The following is a 20976-nucleotide window of genomic DNA, read 5'->3' on the forward strand; positions in this document are numbered from 1 at the left end:
CACCGGAGGTCGTCCGGTGGCCCGCGGTCACGCCGCGCCGGCCTTCACCTGCCTTTCGTGCCGTACGGCGGGTGTTCCGGTTACTTCGCGGACTTCAGGCCGAGGTTGACGAAGTCGTACATACCGCTGTAGCCGTCGGTGGTGTACACGTTCGCCAGTCGGTTCGAGCGCCAGTTGATGAACTTCTCGAAGACGAAGGGCAGGTAGTAGCCGCCCTCCATCACCTTGTGGTTGATCTGCTTGGCGATGTCGGCCTTGCCGTCGTCGTCGAGCGTGGTGACGTAGTCGTTGAACAGGCCGTCGATCGACTTGTCCTTGATCAGCGCGTAGTTGTTGTTACCGCTGTCGAGGATGTAGTTGCTGTTCCACAGGGGCAGACCGTATCCCTGGACGGACGGGAAGTCCGGGCCCCAGCCCATGATGATGATGCCGTAGTTCTTCTTGACGACGTTCGCGGGGCTGCCGATGATGCCGGCGGTCTGCGAGCCGTCGTACTGGTCGATGTCGACCTTGATGCCGATCTTCTTCAGCGACGCCTGGAGCGACTCGGCGGTGGCCACCTCGACCGGCTTGTTGTTCCGGACCGCGATGGTGGTGCTGAAGCCGTTCGGCTGACCGCAGGCCTTCAGCTCTTCCTTGGCCTTCTCGACGTTGCCGTTCTTGTTGGCCCCGGCCATCTCGTAGGGGTCGTACTTCTGCAGCTCCGAGCCGGGGACGGCCGGCGGCAGCATGTTGGTGCCGATGTCGCCACCCGCGACCGGGCCACCGCGCGCGGTCTGCAGCGAGACGTGGTCGGCCCCGTACAGCACGGCCTTGCGGCAGTGGATGTTGTCGAACGGCTTCACGCTCTGCGGGAAGACGGCGTAGCGGATGTAGCCGGAGACCGGGTTGTCCAGGTTCTCCTTGTGCTCCTTGAGAGCGGTGCTGCGGCCCTGCGGGGACAGGCCGGTCTGGGCCAGGTCCAGGTCGTAGTCACCGGAGATGAGCCGGGCGTCCAGCTCGTTGGCGTTGGTGAAGAACTTGATGGAGATCTTGTCCGGGTACGCCTTGCGGACCGGGTCCGAGTCCTGCTTCCACTCGGTGTTGCGGACCAGGGTCAGGTCCTTGCCCGGGTTGTAGGACTCGAACTTGTACGGGCCCGAGGAGAACGGGTGCAGACCGTACTTGGACTTGGTGTCCTTGTCCTGGCGGATCGGGGACGCGGAGGTGAGCGCCAGCATCTCCTCGAAGTCCGAGTTGGCCTGCGGGAGCTTGAAGACGACGGTCTTGTCGTCCGGCGTCTCGATGGCCTTCAGACCGAGCTTGTCCTTGGCCTTGTCCTTGTACGGACCCGGGTACTCGTCCTTCGGATCGAGCACCTCCTTGAGGTACGTCGGGCCGCCGGACAGCACGTCCTGCGCCCAGACGCGCTCGATGCCGTACTTGACGTCCTTGGACGTGATCGGCTGCCCGTCCTCCCAGGTGACGCCGTCACGCAGGGTGTACGTGTAGGTCTTGCCGTCGTCGGAGACCTTGCCGAGCCCCGAGGCGAGGTCCGGGGTCACACCGGCGCCGTCACTGCCGGGCTCCGTGGCGTTCGTGACGAGCTGGCGGCTGTAGTAGCGGGAGAAGTTCCACATGAAGCCGTAGTAGCCGCGCGTGGTGTCCCACGAGTCGGCGTCCTGCGCGCTGGCGAACTTCAGCTCGCCGCCCTTCTTGGCCTGGTCGGCCTGGGCGATCTTGTTGTTTGCAGCGTCGAAGCCGGCAGCGCCGTTCTTCGATCCCCCGCCACTGCTGTCGTCGTCGCCGCCGCCGCACGCCGCCGTGGTCAGCAGCGCAGCGACCACTGCGGCAGCGGCCACGGCCTGCTTGCGCCGCCCTGAGGTGCGTTGGGTAGTCACGATCTCGGATCCTCCGGATTAGATGAGAGACCCCGTGCAGGTGCCACGGGTAGCTTTGCGGTACGGCAGTTCAGCGGGAGCCCTTCGGGTCCAGCGCGTCGCGTACGCCGTCGCCGAAAAGATTGAAGGCGAGCACGGTGATGAAGATCGCCACGCCAGGGATCACCATGTACGTGGGATCCGACTTGTAGTAGTCGATCGCGCTCGAGAGCATCTGCCCCCAGGATGCGGTGGGCGGCTTGACGCCCACGCCCAGGAAGCTCAGTGCCGCTTCGGTGAGGATGTTGGTGGGGATCATCATCGTCGTGTAGACGATGATCGGCGCGACCAGGTTGGGCAGCAGTTCCTTGAACAGGATGTAGAACCGCCCGGCACCGAGGGAGCGGGCCGCCTCCACGTACTCCCGTTCACGCATCGAGAGGGTCTGGCCGCGCACGACGCGTCCGATGTAGGGCCAGCCGAAGAAGCCGATGACCAGGATCATCACGAACAGGCGCACACCTGTGCCGGACAGTCCCAGCATCTCGTTCGGCATGACGGAGACGAGCGCGATGATGAAGAGCAGCTGCGGGAAGGCCAGCAGGCCGTCCATGACCCGGCTGATGAGCGAGTCGACCCAACCGCCGAAGAAGCCGGCCAGGACTCCCAGGACGGTGCCGATCACGACGGCGACGATCGCGGACAGGAAGCCGACGAGCAGCGAGATCCGGGCGCCGTAGACGATGCGGGCGAAGATGTCGCGGCCGTTGACGGGCTCGACTCCCAGCAGGTGGTCGCCGCTGATGCCGCCCATGGATCCCGTGGGGGTGCCGAAGAGGGGGTCGATCAGGTCCTCGTGGTGCGTCTCGGGGTCCTGCCCGACGAGATTCGAGATCACGGGCGCGAGCAGCGCGATCACGATGAGGAGGAGCACCACGGCGCCGCCCGCGAGGGCCAGCTTGTCCCGTTTCAGGCGCTCCCAGGCGATCCGGCCCAGGGAACGCCCCTGTACTGCCTTGGCCTCGGCGCCGGCAACCGCCGCTTCCTCGGCCGCACTCGGGGCCGCTTCCGCGGTCGGCTCGTGCAATGGTGCCGTCATCTGGCAGGGACCCCTCTCAACCGGCGGTAGCCGGCCCGCACTTGCCGCTGTAGCGGCGTGGTTCAGTCCGTCGTACACAGGGGCGAACTCCCACCCCTTGTTGCGGGAGTCTTCAACGCTTTGGCGATCAGTAGCCAGAGTTGACGGGGAATGGATGCGCAACCGTGATGCTGTTTGAGGTGTTCCGTTATCCGGACAGTGGGTAACGGGGGTCGGACACGTACGAGTTAGGACATCAGGAACAGAATGGGGCGTTACGCTTCGATCTACGCGCGAAGATGTCGCCCTTCACCCACAGCTCGGAACCCGCGACGGTCAGTACCGGCTCCCCGCCGGAGGGTATCCGTACCCGCCCGCCGGAGCCTGGGCGGGGGCGGCGGCGTGCGCCTCGCGGTCGTAGAAGGGCCGGGTCTGGGCGCGCAGCCACATGGCGACCGGGTCATGGGCGTCGGTCATCGCGACCGTCGACACCGGCAGCCCGTCCGGCACCGCGCCGACGGACTGCTGCATCATCGCGCGCACCGCGTCGACGGCCGGCGGGGAGGTGTCGTACACATCGAGACCGATGGCGAGGTACGGCGCCCCCAGCGCCGGCTGCACCCAGGCGCGGCGCAGCGCGCGGACCGCCGGGGTGCGGTGGGCGTTCTGCGTGAGCAGGGCGTAGAACTGAGGGATCTCGATGGCCGGTTCGGACAGCCGCAGCGGCCCGGCGGGCTGGCGGTCCAGGCCGGAGGCGATGCGGCGCAGGTCCAGCCAGGGGATGCCGACGCCGCCGCCGGGTGCGTGCGGGTTGAGCCAGAGGCCGAAGTGGTCCGGGTACAGGGCGCGGGCCACCTCCAGTCCGTCGACCACCTCGTACGAACGGTTCCAGCCGCTGGCCGACAGCTCCTGGGCGGAGGTGACACAGGGCGCGTAACCGAAGCCCTCCACCTCCATGTTCCCGTACTGGGCGTCCGGGGCGCCGGCCTGGCCGTGCCACAGGAGCATCCAGACCTGGCCGGAGGTGGGGGTCGCGAGCGCGCGGAGCAGGGCCTCGTAGGCGTCGTAGCGCCCGGGGGTCACCTGGCGCAGCATGTGCTCGACCTGCCCGGTCGTGGTGCCGCTGGCGCTCACGTGTATCGCCCCTTCGAGAAGTCCCGGATATGGGACCAGCTTAAGGCTCCGCGAACAGGGGGCGCCCATGCGCTCGGGGCGCGCTGTCGTCCCGCGTGTGCGCCCGCCCGGCCGGCCCTCACAACTCCCGGTCGTAGAAGGGCCGGACCTTCTCCCGCATCCAGTCGCAGACCGGGTCCTGGGCCGCCTCCAGGAGGACCAGGTTGACCTGCCACTTCAGGGGCACCCTGGTCAGGGCCCGGCCCAGGGCGTCCAGGGGCAGGGCGCGGGCGTCGCCCTCCCAGTGGGAGAGTTCGACGCCGACGAACAGGACCGGGTCGGCGGTCTCGACGGCGGCAAGGCAGCGCCGGGCGCTGCGCACGACGCCGACGGCGGCGAACTCGGCGCCGGCCGCGGCCAGGAAGTCCACCGGGTCTTCCTGCCAGTCCGGCTCGAAGAGGCGGACCCGGCCGCCGGCCGCGGCCCCGTCCAGCGGGGTGCGGCCGGCCCGGCACAGCTCGGCCACGGCCGGCGGCGGCAGCGGGATGCCGACCACGCCGTCCGGGTTCACGGCGATGCCGAGCTGCGGCGGCAGCCCGCGGGCGAACTCCACGGCGGGGGCGACGGTGTACGCCATCTGCGCCCCGACGACCTGGCGGAACTGCTCCTCGGAGCTGAAGACCGGCACATAGGCCTGGCCGTCGATCTCCAGCGAGGGCAGGTCGAGGGGGCCGCTGCGCGGCCCGCCGCCGTTCGGCAGCGGCACCCATACGAAGCTGCGGCCGAGCACCTCCACGATCCGGCCGCCCGCGCCGGGCACGCCGAGCGAGGCGGACAGCACCTCCTCCAGCTCGTTGCCGGGCCAACCGCCGTGCGGGTGGGGGTGCGTCTGTGCCGGGAATCCGGCGGAGAAGTCCGCCGGGAGGTCCCCTGGGAAGTCCATCTGCCTACCGCCTGTGCCTGGTACCGCTGCTGTGGCTGAAAAGGCTAACGCGTCCGGTCCGAGGGCCCACCGTCCGTCACCCCGTGAACGCGATCCGGACCAGGGTGTCCGCCGCCGCCCGGTCCAGGAGGACCGCCGAGGCGCAGCCCGCGGGCAGGATGCCGGCGGTGATCGCGCGCAGCAGGCGGGAGTTGGCCGCGCGGTGCCGCAGGAAGGCGTAGCGCGAGACGGCCCGCCCGCGCTCGCGCTGGCCGGCCAGGGCCTCGCCGGCGCCGACGTTGAGCAGCAGCAGGTGCAGGGCGCCGCCCCGGCGGCGTGCTGCGCGGGCCAGCCAGCCGCGCACCCAGGCCTGGGTGCCGCAGTCGTGCACGACGACGCCCCCGCCGGAGCGCAGCGCGCGGCGCAGTCCGGCGTAGTGGGAGAGGCGGACGAGGGGCCGGTAGAGCGCGTACGGCACTAAGCGCGGCGTGCCGCGGTCCCAGCGGTCGCGGGTGTCCTGGGAGTCGACCCGGGGGCCGCGCACGGTGCGGGCCATCAGGGTGGACTTGCCGCTGCCGGGCAGCCCGGTGATCACCACCAGGTCCCGGGGGCCGAAGAGCAGGGCGTGCGGGCTGCGGCCGTCGCGGTCCCGCAGGTCGCGGACGACGGGTGCGGTCGGTTCCGCGCGGACCGCGCGGGCCGGGGCGGCGGGCTGCTCGGGCAGGGCCGGGCCCAATGCCGTGGCGTACGCCGTGGTGCTGTTCACCGTGATCGTCCTCCCCCTGGGGCGGTTCGGGCTCCCGCCTCCGTCGAGTGTAAAGAGAAGGTAATGCGCGGGTCTCCCGGTTTCGTTCACTTGCTGCCACAAGCCGGTCACAAGTGCGGCCCTGCCCAGGACCGGGCCGGGCGTGCGATGATGGCGGCGCCAACTGCATACCGGCCGTTTGAATCCGCGCGGGAGAGTCCCCGGCCTTCGCCGGGGCGCCGAAGGAGCAAGTCCCTCCCTTGAATCTCTCAGGCACCGTTACCGCGCGGGCGAGGCACATCTGAAAAGCGGACCGCCCCCGACGGCGGTCCCACCCAAGGTGCAAGTCCTGACCGCCGTGCCGCGGCGGTCATGGCGAACCTCTCAGGTTCCGATGACAGATGGGGAGGACCGACCTCGCCCGTGCCGTCCTGCCCTGGGAGACGACCGACCGATGAGCAGTACCGAACGCCGCCGTACCGCGCTGGATGCCACGCATCGCGCGCTGGGCGCGACCATGACCGACTTCGCCGGCTGGGACATGCCCCTGCGCTACGGCTCCGAGCGCGACGAGCATCTCGCCGTGCGCTCCCGGGCCGGTCTCTTCGACCTCTCGCACATGGGCGAGATCACCGTCACCGGTCCGCAGGCCGCGGCCCTCCTCGACCACGCGCTGGTCGGCAACATCGGCGCCGTGCGGCCGGGCCGGGCCCGCTACACCATGATCTGCCGCGAGGACGGCGGCATCCTGGACGACCTGATCGTCTACCGGCTCGGCGAGAGCGAGTACCTGGTGGTGGCCAACGCCTCCAACGCCCAGGTCGTGCTGGACGCGCTGACCGGGCAGGCGGCCGGCTTCGACGCCGAGGTCCGCGACGACCGCGACGCCTACGCGCTGCTCGCCGTGCAGGGTCCCGAGTCCCCCGGCATCCTCAAGAGCCTCACCGACGCCGACCTGGACGGCCTGAAGTACTACGCGGGCCTGCCCGGCACCGTGGCCGGTGTGCCGGCGCTGATCGCGCGCACCGGCTACACCGGCGAGGACGGCTTCGAGCTGTTCGTGGGTCCGGAGCACGCCGTCGCGCTGTGGGAGGCGCTGACCGGGGCGGGCGAGGGCGTCGGCCTGGTCCCGTGCGGTCTGTCCTGCCGGGACACGCTCCGCCTGGAGGCGGGCATGCCGCTGTACGGGCACGAGCTGACGACCGCCCTGACGCCCTTCGACGCCGGGCTCGGCCGGGTGGTGAAGTTCGAGAAGGAGGGCGACTTCGTCGGCCGCGCGGCACTGGCCGAGGCCGCCGGGCGCGCCGCCGCCACGCCGCCCCGGGTCCTGGTCGGCCTGGTCGCCGAGGGCCGCCGGGTCCCGCGCGCCGGGTACCCGGTCGTCGCCGGCGGCGAGGCCGTCGGCGAGGTCACCTCCGGCGCGCCGTCCCCGACGCTCGGCAGGCCGATCGCCATGGCGTACGTCGACCCCGCGCACGCGGCACCGGGCACGCCGGGGGTCGGCGTGGACATCCGGGGCAGCCACGAGCCGTACGAGGTCGTGGCGCTGCCGTTCTACAAGCGCCAGAAGTAGACACTGGGCGTCGGGGCACCCTCGCCGCCCCGCGCGTGTTCTCGCCGCTCACCAGCGGTTTCAGCAGTACCCCCTTGATCAGCCTTCATCAGCACTCCGCCGCGTACAGGAGAATTCAGGCCATGAGCAATCCCCAGCAGCTGCGCTACAGCAAGGAGCACGAGTGGCTGTCGGCCGCCGAGGACGGCACCTCGACGGTCGGCATCACGGAGCACGCGGCCAACGCGCTCGGTGACGTTGTGTTCGTCCAGCTCCCCGAGGTCGGCGCCTCGGTGTCCGCGGGCGAGACCTGCGGCGAACTGGAGTCGACCAAGTCGGTCTCCGACCTGTACTCCCCGGTCTCCGGCGAGGTCACCGAGGTCAACGAGGACGTCGTCAACGACCCGTCGCTGGTGAACTCCGCGCCCTTCGAGGGCGGCTGGCTGTTCCGGGTACGTGTCACGGACGAGCCGGCCGACCTGCTCTCCGCCGACGAGTACACCGCCTTCACCGCCGGCTGAGGAGTCACCCACCGCATGTCGCTTCTGAACACGCCCCTGCACGAACTCGACCCCGACATCGCCGCCGCCGTCGACGCCGAGCTGGACCGCCAGCAGTCCACCCTCGAGATGATCGCCTCGGAGAACTTCGCTCCGGTCGCGGTCATGGAGGCCCAGGGCTCGGTCCTGACCAACAAGTACGCCGAGGGCTACCCCGGCCGCCGCTACTACGGCGGCTGCGAGCACGTCGACGTGGTCGAGCGGATCGCCGTCGACCGGGTGAAGGCGCTCTTCGGCGCCGAGCACGCCAACGTGCAGCCGCACTCCGGCGCCCAGGCCAACGCCGCCGCGATGTTCGCGCTGCTCGAACCGGGCGACACGATCATGGGTCTGAACCTCGCCCACGGCGGGCACCTGACCCACGGCATGAAGATCAACTTCTCCGGCAAGCTCTACAATGTCGTCCCGTACCACGTCGGCGAGGACGGCCGGATCGACATGGCCGAGGTGGAGCGCCTCGCCAAGGAGAGCAGGCCGAAGCTGATCGTGGCCGGCTGGTCGGCCTACCCGCGGCAACTGGACTTCGCCGCGTTCCGCGAGGTCGCGGACGAGGTCGGCGCCTATCTGATGGTCGACATGGCGCACTTCGCCGGTCTGGTCGCGGCGGGCCTGCACCCGAACCCGGTTCCGCACGCCCACGTCGTGACCACCACCACGCACAAGACGCTGGGCGGTCCGCGCGGCGGTGTGATCCTGTCCACCGCCGCCTTGGCGAAGAAGATCAACTCGGCTGTCTTCCCCGGTCAGCAGGGCGGCCCGCTGGAGCATGTGGTGGCCGCGAAGGCCGTCTCCTTCAAGGTCGCCGCGAGCGAGGAGTTCAAGGACCGCCAGCGCCGTACGCTGGAGGGCGCGCGCATCCTGGCCGAGCGCCTGGTGCGCGACGACGCGAAGGCGGCGGGCGTCTCGGTCCTGACCGGCGGCACCGACGTCCACCTGGTCCTGGTCGACCTGCGCGCGTGCGAACTGGACGGGCAGCAGGCCGAGGACCGCCTCCACGAGGTCGGCATCACGGTCAACCGCAACGCCGTCCCGAACGACCCGCGTCCGCCGATGGTGACGTCCGGTCTGCGCATCGGTACGCCCGCCCTGGCGACCCGCGGCTTCACGGCCGAGGACTTCGCCGAGGTCGCGGACGTGATCGCGCAGGCGCTCAAGCCGTCCTACGACGCGCCGTCGCTCAGCGCCCGGGTGAAGGCCCTGGCCGACAAGCACCCGCTGTACCCGGGTCTGGACAAGTAGCGCCCGAGGCGTTCGGGGGCGCCGTGCCCGCCACAAGCGGAACACGGCGCCCCGCCCGAAGCACCACCCTCTGCACCACCCCGTTGTGAGGAGTCCCCGTGGCCATCTCGGTCTTCGACCTGTTCTCGATCGGCATCGGCCCGTCGAGTTCCCACACGGTCGGCCCGATGCGCGCGGCCCGCATGTTCGCCCACCGCCTGCGCAACGAGGAGCTGCTGGACTCCGTGGCCTCGGTCCGCGCCGAGCTGTACGGCTCTCTCGCCGCCACGGGCCACGGGCACGGCACGCCCAAGGCGGTGCTGCTCGGCCTGGAGGGCGACTCGCCGCGCACGGTGGACGTGGAGAAGGCCGACGACCGGGTCGGGGCGATCAGGTCCTCGGGCCGCATCAGCCTCCTGGGCGAGCACGAGATCGCCTTCTCCTACGACGACGACATGGTCCTGCACCGCCGCGAGGCGCTCCCGTACCACGCCAACGGCATGACGCTGCGGGCGTACGACGCGACGGGCGCGCAGGTGCGGACGAAGACGTACTACTCGGTCGGCGGCGGCTTCGTCGTGGACGAGGAGGCGGTGGGCGCGGACCGCATCGTGCTCGACGACACGGTGCTGAAGTACCCCTTCCGCACCGGCGACGAACTGCTGCGCCTGGCCCGGGAGACGGGCCTGTCCATCTCCGCCCTGATGCTGGAGAACGAACGGGCCTGGCGCGAGGAGGCCCGAATCCGCGAGGGCCTGCTGGAGATCTGGGGCGTGATGCGGGCCTGTGTGGAGCGCGGCATGTCCCGCGAGGGCATCCTGCCGGGCGGCCTGAAGGTGCGTCGGCGCGCCGCGAACACCGCGCGCAAACTGCGCTCCGAGGGCGACCCGAAGGCCCTGGCCATGGAGTGGATCACGCTCTACGCGATGGCGGTGAACGAGGAGAACGCGGCCGGCGGCCGGGTGGTCACGGCCCCGACGAACGGCGCGGCGGGCATCATCCCGGCCGTCCTGCACTACTACATGAACTTCGTGCCCGGCGCCGACGAGGAGGGCGTGGTCCGCTTCCTCCTCGCGGCCGGCGCCATCGGCATGCTCTTCAAGGAGAACGCCTCCATCTCGGGCGCCGAGGTCGGCTGCCAGGGCGAGGTGGGCTCCGCCTGCTCCATGGCGGCGGGCGCGCTCGCCGAGGTGCTGGGCGGCACGCCGGAGCAGGTGGAGAACGCCGCGGAGATCGGCATGGAGCACAACCTCGGTCTGACCTGCGACCCGGTCGGCGGCCTGGTCCAGATCCCGTGCATCGAGCGCAACGGCATGGCCGCGGTCAAGGCGGTCACCGCGGCCCGGATGGCGATGCGCGGCGACGGGTCCCACAAGGTGTCCCTCGACAAGGTCATCAAGACCATGAAGGAGACCGGCGCGGACATGTCGGTCAAGTACAAGGAGACGGCGCGGGGCGGGCTGGCGGTGAACATCATCGAGTGCTGAGCGCCCCGCGCGCCGGTCGTGCGCGCCGTGCGAGCGGCCCTTGGAAGCGAACTCGGAGTTTCCGCTTCCGGTGAGGATCGGCCATGCCATGGTGGGGGAATAACCAACTCCCGTCCCCCCACAGGCCATCAGGGAGGCCCCATGCTGCGCGGCATCGACGTCAGCGCCTACCAGTCCGCCACCTACGCCACGGCCGGCCTCTCCTTCGTCTTCGTCAAGGCGACGGAGGGCCGTACGTACGTCAACCCGAAGCTCGCGGCCCAGACCAAGCGGGCCCGCGACGCCGGACTCGTCGTCGGCTTCTACCACTTCCTGTGGCCGGGCAACCTCACCGCCCAGGCCGAGTACTTCCTCTCCAAGGCGCCCGAGAAGAAGGGCGACATCCTCGCCGTCGACTGGGAGACGACGGGCGGGGGCACCCACGCGAGCAACGCCGAGAAGGACAGCTTCATCCGGAAGCTGAGGGAACTGCGGCCGGACAACCGGGTCGTCCTCTACTGCAACCGGAACTTCTGGCTCAACATCGATACGACCTCGTACGCCGGTGACGGTCTCTGGATCGCCGACTATGTGACGGCGGGCAAGCCGCGCATCCAGGCCACGTGGCGCTTCCACCAGTACACCGACAACCCGGTCGACACCAACGTCGCGGACTTCGCAAGCAAGGCCGCTCTGAAGAAGTGGGCCGACGCCGCCTGATCCGGGGACGCCTCCGCCGGAGCCTCGGTGCCCGGCCCTCTTCACTCCCCCATGGCGCTACTTGTCCAGGTGTGCCCAGAACTCGTCGAACGACAGCTGCTTGTCGCCGTCGAGGTCGCGGCCGGCGATGATCGCCTCGGCCACCGACTCGGTGACGTTCCAGTCGCCGCCCTGGGCCAGCGCCGTCTTGAACTCGGCCGCGGTGATGAATCCGTCACCGTCGGTGTCGATCCGGTCGAACTGCTTGCGTGCTTCCTCGATGTCCGCCACCGGTCCGCCCCTCGTCTCGTGCACAACAACCTTCTGTCGCAGGTCAGATTATCCGCCCGCGCGGACACCCGGCGACGGTCGGGGCTGGGAGGCTGGCTCTTCCAGTGGAGAGGCGAGAGGCGAGGGGCGCGCGTGACGGAGAGGCTGCGGGGCATTCTGGACGCGGCGGCGCGGGGTGCGTTCCCGCCCGCGGACGGCGGGACGACCGTCGTGCCCCAGCACGGTGCCCGGGACGCGGGGGTCATCGCCTTCACGGCGCACTCGGTCGTCTTCACGGACGAGGACGAGGCCTGGGTGCGCACGACCCTGGGCTCGCTCAACTGCGACGCCCTCGCCGCGACGATGAACGCCCGGTTCCTGACGGCGCTCGCGGAGCGCACGGGGCGGGTGACCGACACCATCGACGTGCTGCTGACCGGCGCCCCGCTGCCGGGGCGGCCGCAGGCGGGGCTGACGGAGATCGCCGACCCCGGGCATCCCCGGGTGGTCGCGGCCCGGCGGCGGCGCGACCAGGTGCGGGTGTGGGCGGCGGACGGCGGGGTGCTCGTGCTGGGCCGCGGGGTCGCGGGTCGGCTGGAGGTCGCCGTCGAGGTGGCGGAGCCGGTACGGCACCGGGGGCTGGGGCGGCGGCTGGTGACGGCGGCGCGGCAACTGGCCGGGGGCGAGCCGGTGTGGGCCCAGGTGTCCGCGGGGAACGCCCGCAGTCTGCGGGCGTTCCAGGCGGCGGGCTACCGGCCGGTGGGCTCGGAGGCGCTGTTCCTCCGGCCCTGAGTCAGGCGCCCCGGGTCACGGTGTTTCAGTGCCAGGGCTTGTAGTGCGGGTTGCCCTCGCACTCGCTCATGATCTCGGTCTTGGTCTGCTTGTCGACCGGGCAGACGCCGATGATGTACTGCCGCTGGATGCCGCCGGGGAAGGCGACCTCGACCTGGTCGGCCCACTTGTGGGTGTCGCCGATGGTCTTGTTGACGTCGACGCCGCCCGGGGCGTCGACGTAGTAGTTGTAGCCGGACTTGTACCAGGTCTTGTACAGGTCGTGGTCGTAGGTCGTCGAGACGTACGGCGAGGGCTGGTTGACCAGGACGTACTTCTCGATGTCGTACTGGCCGTCCAGGACGTCCTTGGCGTGGAAGCCCTCTTCGAAGATGGTCTGCGGGCCCCGGCTGTCGCTGCGGTAGAGGGTGCCGCACGTGGTGCGCCAGACCGGCTCGGGGGTGATGCGGTCGACGTCGACACCGCGGTCGGCGGCGGCCCTGACCTTGTCGTCGAACAGGGGGCAGGCCGGGGCGGCCTTGGCGGGGACCGTCGTCGGGGCCGCCGCGCCGGGGACGGTGGCGGCCGAGGTGGCGAGGACGGCGGACAGCGACAGGACGGCTGCTGCGACCCGACGCCGCAGGCGAGTGGTGATCATGCGGGTACGATCCCGGCTGCGCGGCGCCGGGCCGCGGACCGTCACCCGTAGGCGGCGTGTCCGCCGAACGGAGTTGCTTTCGGAGGCAGATGGCCTCTCAACGGCCTCAGCGGTCCGCCACCCGCATCTCGAACCAGGTCGTCTTGCCGCGCGGCAGCAGATCGACGCCCCACCGGTCGGACAGCTTGTCCACGAGGAAGAGGCCGCGCCCGCTGATGTCCGTCTCCTGCACCGGCATCAGACACGGCAGCCCCCGGGAGGGGTCGCGGACCTCGACGCGGATCCAGCCGGGGCGGCAACGCATGTGGAGGCCGAACACACGGGCGCCGGTGTGGCGTACGGCGTTGCCGACCAGTTCGGAGACGAGCAGGACGGTGTCCTCCGTGACCTTGGGGCCGAGCTTCCACTGACGCAGGGCCACCACCTGGGCCAGCCGGCGCGCGGTGGCGGCGGACTCGGGGCGGGACGGTAAGGGAATCTCTCGCTCCGTCGGATTGCCGAACAGTTCCAGCGCCTTGAGCGCGTGTTCGTCCTCGACCGCCGGCGACCAGCGCGCCGCAGTCGCACGTCCGGCTCCCCGCGGCTGTTCCGTACCATCCAGCCCCGCCATGCCCCCATCATGGCCGCCCCGCAAGGGCTCGGGGGTCGTTCCCGGCGAATACGCGGCGGCGCGGACACGGCCCCGCAACGGGCGTTCGGCATATGCCGCAGGCAGCTCGGAGCCGGAAATGGACCGGCTGACCTGCGCGGACGGATCGGCCGGAGACACGCGGTCGGCTCCCTCGACAAGACGCGCTTAATGGTGCGTTAAGGCTGCCATAAACCGCCCGATCGAGGGACCCGGATCAGACATCGTGTCAATTGCAAGTGGTTCGGGGCCACTTCGGGTGAAGATTCCGGGGAGCGTCAGAGGAACTTCGCCTTCCCCGGCCCCTCCTCCACGAAGCTGCGCATCCCGCGTTCGCGGTCCTCGGTGGCGAACAGCCCCGCGAACCAGTTCCGTTCGACGGCGAGGCCGGTCTCCAGGTCCGTCTCCAGACCCGTGTCGATCGCCTCCTTCGCCGCGCGCAGCGCGATGGCGGGCCCCTTCGCGAGCCGCGCGGCCCAGCCGAGCGCCTGCTCGTAGACCTCGGCGGCCGGCACCACCCGGTCCACCAGGCCGAGCGTCAGCGCCTCGTCGGCCTTCACCTGACGGCCCGTGAAGATCAGGTCCTTGGCCCTGGAGGGGCCGACGAGCCGGGACAGCCGCTGGGTGCCGCCGGCGCCCGGGATCAGGCCGAGCAGGATCTCGGGCTGGCCCAGCCTGGCGTTCTCACCGGCGATACGGAAGTCGGCGCAGAGGGCGAGTTCGCAGCCGCCGCCCAGCGCGTACCCGGAGATCGCCGCGACCACCGGTTTGGGGATGCGGGCCACCGCGGTGAAGGAGTCCTGCAGCGCACGGGCGCGCAGGATCATCGCCGCGTGGTCCATCACCTGCATCTCCTTGATGTCCGCGCCCGCCGCGAACACCTTCTCGCCGCCGTGGATCACCACGGCGCGTACGTCGTCGCGTCGGGTGGCCTCCTCGGCCAGCTCCTTGAGCCGGTCCTGGGTGGCGACGTCCAGTGCGTTCATGGGCGGACGGTCCAGGCGCAGCGTGCCGACGCCGTCCGCGACTTCGAGATGTACGGTCATGCTCCGCAGGTTAGCGGGCGTTCACGCGCCGCGGCAGTCGCGGGACGTGCCCCGGCGGTCAGGCCTTCCACTTCTCCCAGGACATGTTCCAGCCGTTGAGGCCGTTGTCCGGGGCGATGGTCGCGTCCTCGGAGTTCTTGACCACGACCACGTCGCCGATGAGCGAGTTGTCGAAGAACCAGGCCGCCGGCGCCTTCTTGTCCCAGCCGCCGCGCACGTCGCGCAGGCCGATGCAGCCGTGGCTGGCGTTGCGGTTGCCGAAGGCGTCGCCGCCCCAGTAGTTGCCGTGGACGAAGGTGCCGGAGGTGGACAGGCGCATGGCGTGCGGGACGTCCTCGATGTCGTACTCGCCGCCGTAGCCGACGGTCTCGCCGTTCATCCGGGTCACGGCGAGCCGCTCGGTGATGACCATCTGGCCGTTCCAGGTCTCGTAGCCGGGCGCGCCGGTGGTGACCGGGAGGGTCTTGACCGTCCTGCCGTCCCGCACGACCTTCATGGTGTGCTTCTTGGCGTCCACGACGGAGACCTGGCTGCGGCCGACGGTGAAGGAGACGGTCTTGGCCTGTTCGCCGTAGACGCCCTCGCGGCCCTCGACGCCGTCGAGGTCGAGGTCGACGGTGACCTTGGTGCCGGGCTTCCAGTACTGCTCGGGGCGGAAGTCGAGGCGGTCGTTGCCGAACCAGTGGCCCTCGACCTCGACGGCCGGCTCGGTCTTGACGGTGATGGCCTTCTCGACCTCGTCCGGGCTGGTGATGCCCCGGTTGAAGCGGATCGAGAACGGCATGCCGACGCCGACCTTCGAGCCGTCCTCGGGGGTGAAGGTGCCGACGAAGGTGTTCTCGGGCGTCAGCGTGGTGAAGCGGGAGTCCTCGGCGGACGTGCGGCCCTCGGAGTCCTCGGCGACCGCGTGCACGGTGTACGTGGTGGAGGCGGCCAGGTGGGTGGACGGCGTCCAGGTGGCGCCGTCCCCGGATATCCGCCCGTCGACCTTCGCGCCCTTGGCGTTCTTGACCACGACCTCGGTCAGCCGGCCCTTCGCGGCGCCGACCTCTAGGACGCCGTTGGTGTCAACGTCCTCGGCCCCGTCCTCGGGGGCGATGGTGACGACCGCCTCGGAGTGCGTGCTCTGCGCCGCGGTGGAGTCCTTGGCGTCGCCTCCCCCGCCGTCCCCCGACCCGGCCCCCGGGTCCGCCCCTCCGCCGCACGCGGTGACCGCCAGCAGCAGCACCCCGAGCAACGCCCCCGTTATCGGACGCACGTTCACCCTGTCTCCCCTCGCCGGACCCGGTCGGGCCCGCACCCCGGTGCGCCCACGCGCACCGGCGCATCGTAACCGCAGGCCAGGGGCTCGGGGGACCGGTGAATTGTCACCGTTGCGTACCGAGTTCGCGGTCGGGTGCCGGGGTCAGTGCACCGCGCCGCCCGCCTTCCACTTCTCCCAGTCCATGTTCCAGCCGCCGAGGCCGTTGTCGGGGGCGACGGTCTTGTCCTTGCTGTTGACCACCTCGACAACGTCGCCGATCAGGCTGCGGTCGAAGAACCAGCCCGCCGGGGTGTCGGAACCGCCGCCCTTGGCATCGCGCAGCCCGACGCAGCCGTGGCTGACGTTGGCCCGGCCGAAGGTGTCGGCGGGCGCCCAGTAGTTGCCGTGCAGGAAGGTTCCCGAGCCGGTCAGGCGGATGGCGTGCGGGACGTCCGGGATGTCGTACTCGCCGCCGAAGCCGACCGTGCGGCTGTTCATGCGGGTGACGTCGTGCATCTCGGTGATGACCATCTTGCCGTTGTAGGTGGGGGTGGTCGGTGCCCCGGCGGTGATCGGCACGGTGGTCGGCACTGTGCCGTCCCGGCGGACCTCCATGGTCCGCCGGGCCGCGTCGACCAGCGAGACCTGGCTGCGGCCGACGGTGAAGGAGAACGTCTTGTGCTGGAGCCCGTACACCCCCGGCGCGCCCTCGACGTCCCGCAGGTGCAGGTCGACGGTGACCTCGGTGCCGGGCTGCCAGTACCGCTCGGGGCGGAAGTCGAGGCGGTCCTTGCCGAACCAGTGGGGGCGGATCTCGGTGGCGGGTTTCGCGGTCACCGAGACGGCGCGTTCGACGGCGGCGCGGTCGGTGATCTCCCGGTTGAACTCCACGGAGACGATCATGCCGGTGCCGACGACCGAGCGGTTCTCGGGGGCGAAGTACCCGATGAAGCGCTCTTCGGGGACGAAGGTGGTGAAGGTGGTGTGCCGCGCCGAGCGGTGGCCGTGCCCGTCCACGGCGACGGCGTCGACCGTGTACCTCGCGGCGAGCGAGAGCCGCTCGTCGGCGGGCTTCCAGCCGAGGCCGTCGCCGGAGATCCGGCCGGGCACCGGGGTGTCCCGCGCGTCCTGCGACCTGACGACCTTCACCGACTCCAGCCGCCCGTCGGACACCCGCACCGACAGCTTCTTCTCCGGCCGGACGGCCTTGCTGCCGTCGTCCGGGGTGATGCGGATGACCTCCTCAGCGCCGCGGTGCTTGCCGAACACCTCGCCGATGCCGGAGCCGATGCCGCCGCCGTCCGAGGTGCATCCGGCGGCCCCGGCCAGCAGTCCTGCCCATGTCAGTAGGGCGGCCAGAGCGGCCCCCGCGCGCCGTGCGCGCCCGTGTACGTGCCTCACATCCACCCGTAACGACCGGTCCGCCCTGGGGAAACGTGAGTGCGAGCCACCCGGTGGGCAGAACTGTGGGGAGAACGGCGCGACGGGAAGCGGCGGCCGGGACGCCGCGCCTCTTCGCCGTACGCCGTTCCGCGAGCCGTGGGAGGCTGACAGGTGTCCAGCGCAGCCGAGCAGGAGGCGGTGGCCGGGAGGCGGGCCGCCGAGGACGGGTACCGGCCCGTCGTGGTGAACGGCGCGCGGCCCGCCGCCGCACCGCCCGCCGGGCCGGCCTGGCCGGGCACCCCGGTGCCGCTCGGCGCCCGGTTCCGGACCGGCCCCGACCAGGTGGCGGGGACCAACTTCGCGCTGTGGGCGGGCGGCGCGGAGGCGGTGGAGCTGTGCCTGTTCGACGGGCCCGGTCCCGGCGGCCGGGAGAGCCGGGTGCGGCTGACCGAGCTGACCCACGAGATCTGGCACGGCTTCGTGCCGGGCGTGCTGCCCGGCCGGCGCTACGGCTACCGGGTGCACGGCCGCTGGGACCCGTGGACCGGCGCCCGCTGGAACCCGGCGAAGCTGCTGCTCGACCCGTACGCCCGCGCGGTGGACGGCGACTTCGCGCTGCCGCCGCAGGTGTACGGGCATGTGCGGGACTGGCCGGACCAGCGGGTGGCGGACACCGTGCGCGACGACCGCGACTCGGCGCCGTACGTCCCCAAGGGCGTCGTGGTCCATGACGACGACGACTGGTCGGACGACCGCCGGCCCAAGACCCCGTGGGCGGACTCGGTCATCTACGAGCTGCACGTGCGCGGCTTCACCAGACGGCACCCGGACATCCCGCCCGAGCTGCGCGGCACCTACGCGGGCCTCGCCCATCCGGCGGCCGTCGAGCATCTGACGCGGCTGGGCGTGACGGCGGTGGAGCTGCTGCCGGTGCACCAGTTCGCGCACGAGAGCCATCTGCTCGAACGCGGTCTGAGGAACTACTGGGGCTACAACTCGGTCGGCTACTTCGCCCCGCACGCCGCCTACGCGGCCTCCGGCACCACCGGGGAGCAGGTCGGCGAGTTCAAGCGGATGGTGCGCGCGCTGCACGCGGCGGGCATCGAGGTCATCCTCGACGTGGTCTACAACCACACGGCCGAGGCCGGCGAGCTGGGCCCGACGCTCTCCCTGAAGGGCATCGACAACCGCGGCTACTACCGCCTCCAGCCCGACGCGCGCCGGTACGCCGACCACACCGGCTGCGGAAACACCCTGCACGTCGTCCAGCCGCACGTCCTGCGGCTGATCACCGACTCGCTGCGGTACTGGGTGACGGAGATGGGCGTGGACGGCTTCCGCTTCGACCTCGCGGCGGCGCTGGCCCGCTCCATGCACAACGTCGACATGCTGTCCCCGTTCCTCGCGGTGATCGCGCAGGACCCGGTGCTGCGCCGGGTGAAGCTGATCGCCGAACCGTGGGACGTCGGCTCGGGCGGCTACCAGGTGGGCGCCTTCCCGCCGCTGTGGACGGAGTGGAACGACCGGTACCGCAACGCGGTCCGGGACTTCTGGCGGCACGCGCTGCCGGACGTCCGGGAGATGGGCTACCGCCTGTCGGGCTCCAGCGACCTGTACGCCTGGGGCGGGCGGCGGCCGTACGCCTCGGTCAACTTCGTCACCGCGCACGACGGTTTCACGCTCCGGGACCTGGTGTCCTACGAACGCAAGCGCAACGAGGCGAACGGCGAGGGCAACCGGGACGGCACGGACGACAACCGGTCCTGGAACTGCGGCGTGGAGGGGGAGACGGACGACGAGGACGTACGGGCGCTCAGGCGGCGCCAGTTGCGCAACCTCATGACCACGCTGCTGCTGTCCACCGGGGTGCCGATGCTGGTCGCGGGCGACGAGATGGGCCGCACCCAGGGCGGCGGCAACAACGCCTACTGCCAGGACAACGAGGTCAGCTGGGTGGACTGGAGCCTGCTCGACGACCCGGACTGGCGGCCCCTGTTCGAGCTGACCTCCCGGCTGATCGCGCTGCGCCACCGGCATCCCGTACTGCGCCGCCGGGCGTTCTTCTCCGGCCGGGCGCACTCCGCGGACGGCCTGCGCGACCTGGCCTGGTTCACCGCCCGGGGCGCGGAGATGACGGAGCGGGACTGGTACGCCCCCGCCGCCACCCTCGGCATGTATCTGTCCGGCCGGGACATCCCGGGCCGCGACGAGCGCGGCGCGCCGATCACCGACGACAGCTTCCTGGCCGTCCTGCACGCGGGCGACCGCCCGGCCGGGTTCGTCCTGCCGGGGCCTCCGTGGGCGGAGCGGTACGAGGTGGTCGTCGACACCGGCCGGGAGGAGCAGACCGGGGCGCCGGGCAGCGTGCATCCGGCGGGGGCGCCGATCACGGTGCCGGCCCGCACGGTGCTGCTGCTGAGGGTGGGGTGAGCGCGGGCGGCGCCCGGTCAGCCGAGGATGCCCCGGTCGTATCCCGCCGCCACCGCCGCCGCGCGGTCGTTGACGCCGAGTTTGGCGTACAGGTGGGTGAGGTGGGTCTTCACGGTCGCCTCGCTGATGAACAGCTCCCGGGCGATCTCCTTGTTCGAGGCGCCGCGGGCGACCAGGGCGAGCACCTCGCGCTCGCGGGCGGAGAGGGGCTCCCCGCCGGGTGCCCGGACGGCGGAGACCAGGCGGGAGGCGACGGCCGGGGAGAGGACGGTGCGGCCCCGCGCCGCCGCGCGGACCGCGGTGAACAGATCCTCGCGGGGCGCGTCCTTGAGCAGGTAGCCGGTCGCGCCGGCCTCGATCGCGGGCAGGGTGTCGGAGTCGGTGTCGTACGTGGTCAGCACGAGCACCTGGGCGCGGGCGCCGCGCCGGGTCGGTTCCCGGATGGCGTCCACGCCCGAGCCGCCCGGCATCCGCAGGTCCATCGGGCGGTGACGCGGGTGCGGGCGAGGAGGGTGATGACGGCGTTGACCGTCTCGTCCGTGCCGGAGAGGGTGACGCGGCCGTCCTTGTGCTCCAGCGAGGCGAGTGCGGGCAGCGCGTTCAGGTCGGCGTCGTCGAGCGGTGCGGACGGGGTGAAGCTGATGACGGTGGCGCCCGCCGAGCGCCGGATCAGTCCGGCCGGGGTGTCGAGGGCGGCGACCCGGCCCCGGTCGATCACCGCGATCCGGTCGCAGAGCCGCTGTGCCTCCTCCATGAAGTGGGTGACCAGCAGGACGGTGACGCCGCCCGCCCGGATGTCCTCGATGAGCTGCCAGGTCTCGCGGCGGGCGCGCGGGTCAAGGCCGGTGGTCAGCTCGTCCAGGACGACGATCCGGGGGTCGCCGACCAGGGCCAACGCGATGAACAGGCGTTGCTTCTGACCGCCGGAGAGCTTGGCGAACCGGGTGTCCAGCTTCGGGGCGAGGCCGAGGCGTTCGGTGAGCGGGCGCCAGTCGGCGGGGTGCGGGTAGAAGGCGGCGTACAGCTCCAGGGCCTCGCGGACGGTGAGCTTGGCCTGCAACTCGCTCTGCTGGAGCTGGGCGCCGAGGACCCGGGCGACCTTCTCGTGGTCGGCGACGGGGTCGAGGCCGGTGACGCGGACCCGGCCGGCGTCGGGCACGCGCAGGCCCTCGACGCACTCGACGGTGGTGGTCTTGCCGGCGCCGTTCGGGCCGAGGATTCCGAAGATCTCGCCCTCCTCGACGGCGAAGGACACACCGTCGACGGCGGGACGGCCACCGTAGGACTTGCGCAGGTCGGTGACTTCGATGACGGGCATGACACCAGGGTCCCGGC

19 protein-coding genes, 1 pseudogene and 2 riboswitches are annotated in these 20976 nt (G+C 71.2%); of the genes and pseudogenes, 7 read left to right on the top strand and 13 right to left on the bottom strand.

All coding sequences use genetic code 11. The features are described 5' to 3' along the window. Positions 1-80: 80 nt before the first annotated feature. The 5 genes from AC4IHM_RS09340 to AC4IHM_RS09360 all read right to left on the bottom strand — a co-directional run bounded on the left by AC4IHM_RS09340 (position 81) and on the right by AC4IHM_RS09360 (position 5738). Complete coding sequence (locus AC4IHM_RS09340; protein WP_490866600.1) at positions 81-1880, bottom strand: ABC transporter substrate-binding protein; 1800 nt, start codon at positions 1878-1880, stop codon at positions 81-83. 70 nt (positions 1881-1950) lie between these two features. Then, positions 1951-2958, bottom strand: coding sequence for an ABC transporter permease (locus AC4IHM_RS09345; protein ID WP_490866601.1), 1008 nt, complete (start codon positions 2956-2958; stop codon positions 1951-1953). Positions 2959-3273: 315 nt separating this feature from the next. Beyond that, on the bottom strand, positions 3274-4071 hold the full coding sequence (locus AC4IHM_RS09350; protein WP_490866602.1) for an enhanced serine sensitivity protein SseB C-terminal domain-containing protein: 798 nt from the start codon (positions 4069-4071) through the stop codon (positions 3274-3276). Between the two features lie 118 nt (positions 4072-4189). After that, complete coding sequence (locus tag AC4IHM_RS09355) at positions 4190-4993, bottom strand: enhanced serine sensitivity protein SseB (protein WP_490866603.1); 804 nt, start codon at positions 4991-4993, stop codon at positions 4190-4192. A gap of 76 nt (positions 4994-5069) precedes the next feature. Continuing rightward, complete coding sequence (locus tag AC4IHM_RS09360; protein ID WP_490866604.1) at positions 5070-5738, bottom strand: AAA family ATPase; 669 nt, start codon at positions 5736-5738, stop codon at positions 5070-5072. 179 nt (positions 5739-5917) lie between these two features. Continuing rightward, a riboswitch (glycine riboswitch) is annotated at positions 5918-6012 on the top strand. After that, positions 6013-6128: riboswitch (glycine riboswitch) on the top strand. It abuts the riboswitch before it with no gap. A 43-nt stretch (positions 6129-6171) separates the two neighbouring features. On the opposite strand from AC4IHM_RS09360, the gene gcvT reads away from it, so the two are divergent. The 5 genes from gcvT (at position 6172) to AC4IHM_RS09385 (ending at position 11233) form a co-directional block, all read left to right on the top strand. Continuing rightward, entirely contained in the window at positions 6172-7290 is a 1119-nt protein-coding gene (gene gcvT, locus AC4IHM_RS09365) for a glycine cleavage system aminomethyltransferase GcvT (RefSeq protein ID WP_490866605.1), read from the top strand. 122 nt (positions 7291-7412) lie between these two features. Further along, positions 7413-7790, top strand: coding sequence for a glycine cleavage system protein GcvH (gcvH, locus tag AC4IHM_RS09370; protein WP_490866606.1), 378 nt, complete (start codon positions 7413-7415; stop codon positions 7788-7790). Positions 7791-7805: 15 nt separating this feature from the next. Next, a complete protein-coding gene (gene glyA, locus AC4IHM_RS09375; RefSeq protein WP_490866607.1) occupies positions 7806-9068 on the top strand; it encodes a serine hydroxymethyltransferase in 1263 nt (420 codons plus the stop codon). Between the two features lie 98 nt (positions 9069-9166). Next, positions 9167-10534, top strand: coding sequence for an L-serine ammonia-lyase (locus AC4IHM_RS09380; RefSeq protein ID WP_490866608.1), 1368 nt, complete (start codon positions 9167-9169; stop codon positions 10532-10534). A gap of 141 nt (positions 10535-10675) precedes the next feature. Further along, positions 10676-11233 (top strand): glycoside hydrolase family 25 protein, encoded by a 558-nt coding sequence (locus AC4IHM_RS09385; RefSeq protein ID WP_490866609.1) that lies wholly within the window; start codon positions 10676-10678, stop codon positions 11231-11233. A gap of 57 nt (positions 11234-11290) precedes the next feature. Here AC4IHM_RS09385 and AC4IHM_RS09390 read toward each other — a convergent pair whose 3' ends face one another. Next, a complete protein-coding gene (locus tag AC4IHM_RS09390; protein ID WP_490870793.1) occupies positions 11291-11503 on the bottom strand; it encodes an EF-hand domain-containing protein in 213 nt (70 codons plus the stop codon). A gap of 132 nt (positions 11504-11635) precedes the next feature. Between AC4IHM_RS09390 and AC4IHM_RS09395 the strand changes: the two genes are divergently transcribed. Next, on the top strand, positions 11636-12274 hold the full coding sequence (locus AC4IHM_RS09395; RefSeq protein ID WP_490866610.1) for a GNAT family N-acetyltransferase: 639 nt from the start codon (positions 11636-11638) through the stop codon (positions 12272-12274). 25 nt (positions 12275-12299) lie between these two features. Here AC4IHM_RS09395 and AC4IHM_RS09400 read toward each other — a convergent pair whose 3' ends face one another. From AC4IHM_RS09400 to AC4IHM_RS09420, 5 genes are all read right to left on the bottom strand, one after another. Then, complete coding sequence (locus AC4IHM_RS09400; RefSeq protein WP_490866611.1) at positions 12300-12911, bottom strand: ADP-ribosyltransferase; 612 nt, start codon at positions 12909-12911, stop codon at positions 12300-12302. A gap of 106 nt (positions 12912-13017) precedes the next feature. Continuing rightward, positions 13018-13521 carry an ATP-binding protein gene (locus tag AC4IHM_RS09405; protein WP_490866612.1) on the bottom strand — a complete coding sequence of 168 codons (504 nt, stop codon included), beginning with the start codon at positions 13519-13521 and terminating at the stop codon, positions 13018-13020. 296 nt (positions 13522-13817) lie between these two features. After that, the gene (locus AC4IHM_RS09410; protein ID WP_490866613.1) at positions 13818-14585 is read right to left on the bottom strand and encodes an enoyl-CoA hydratase/isomerase family protein; all 768 of its coding nucleotides are present in this window, start codon (positions 14583-14585) and stop codon (positions 13818-13820) included. 58 nt (positions 14586-14643) lie between these two features. Then, positions 14644-15849 (bottom strand): L,D-transpeptidase, encoded by a 1206-nt coding sequence (locus tag AC4IHM_RS09415; RefSeq protein ID WP_490866614.1) that lies wholly within the window; start codon positions 15847-15849, stop codon positions 14644-14646. Between the two features lie 141 nt (positions 15850-15990). Next, positions 15991-17229, bottom strand: coding sequence for a L,D-transpeptidase (locus tag AC4IHM_RS09420; protein WP_490866615.1), 1239 nt, complete (start codon positions 17227-17229; stop codon positions 15991-15993). Positions 17230-17382: 153 nt separating this feature from the next. On the opposite strand from AC4IHM_RS09420, the gene glgX reads away from it, so the two are divergent. Next, positions 17383-19641, top strand: coding sequence for a glycogen debranching protein GlgX (gene glgX / locus AC4IHM_RS09425; RefSeq protein WP_490866616.1), 2259 nt, complete (start codon positions 17383-17385; stop codon positions 19639-19641). A 17-nt stretch (positions 19642-19658) separates the two neighbouring features. Here glgX and AC4IHM_RS09430 read toward each other — a convergent pair. Further along, positions 19659-20123: pseudogene (locus tag AC4IHM_RS09430) on the bottom strand (LuxR C-terminal-related transcriptional regulator); the annotation flags it as partial. Continuing rightward, positions 20036-20959: an ABC transporter ATP-binding protein gene (locus AC4IHM_RS09435; RefSeq protein ID WP_490866617.1), complete on the bottom strand. Its 924-nt coding sequence runs from the start codon at positions 20957-20959 to the stop codon at positions 20036-20038. The pseudogene AC4IHM_RS09430 and the gene AC4IHM_RS09435, both read right to left, overlap by 88 nt. Positions 20960-20976 lie beyond the last annotated feature (17 nt).

It is taken from the genome of Streptomyces sp. SL06 (assembly GCF_058244745.1).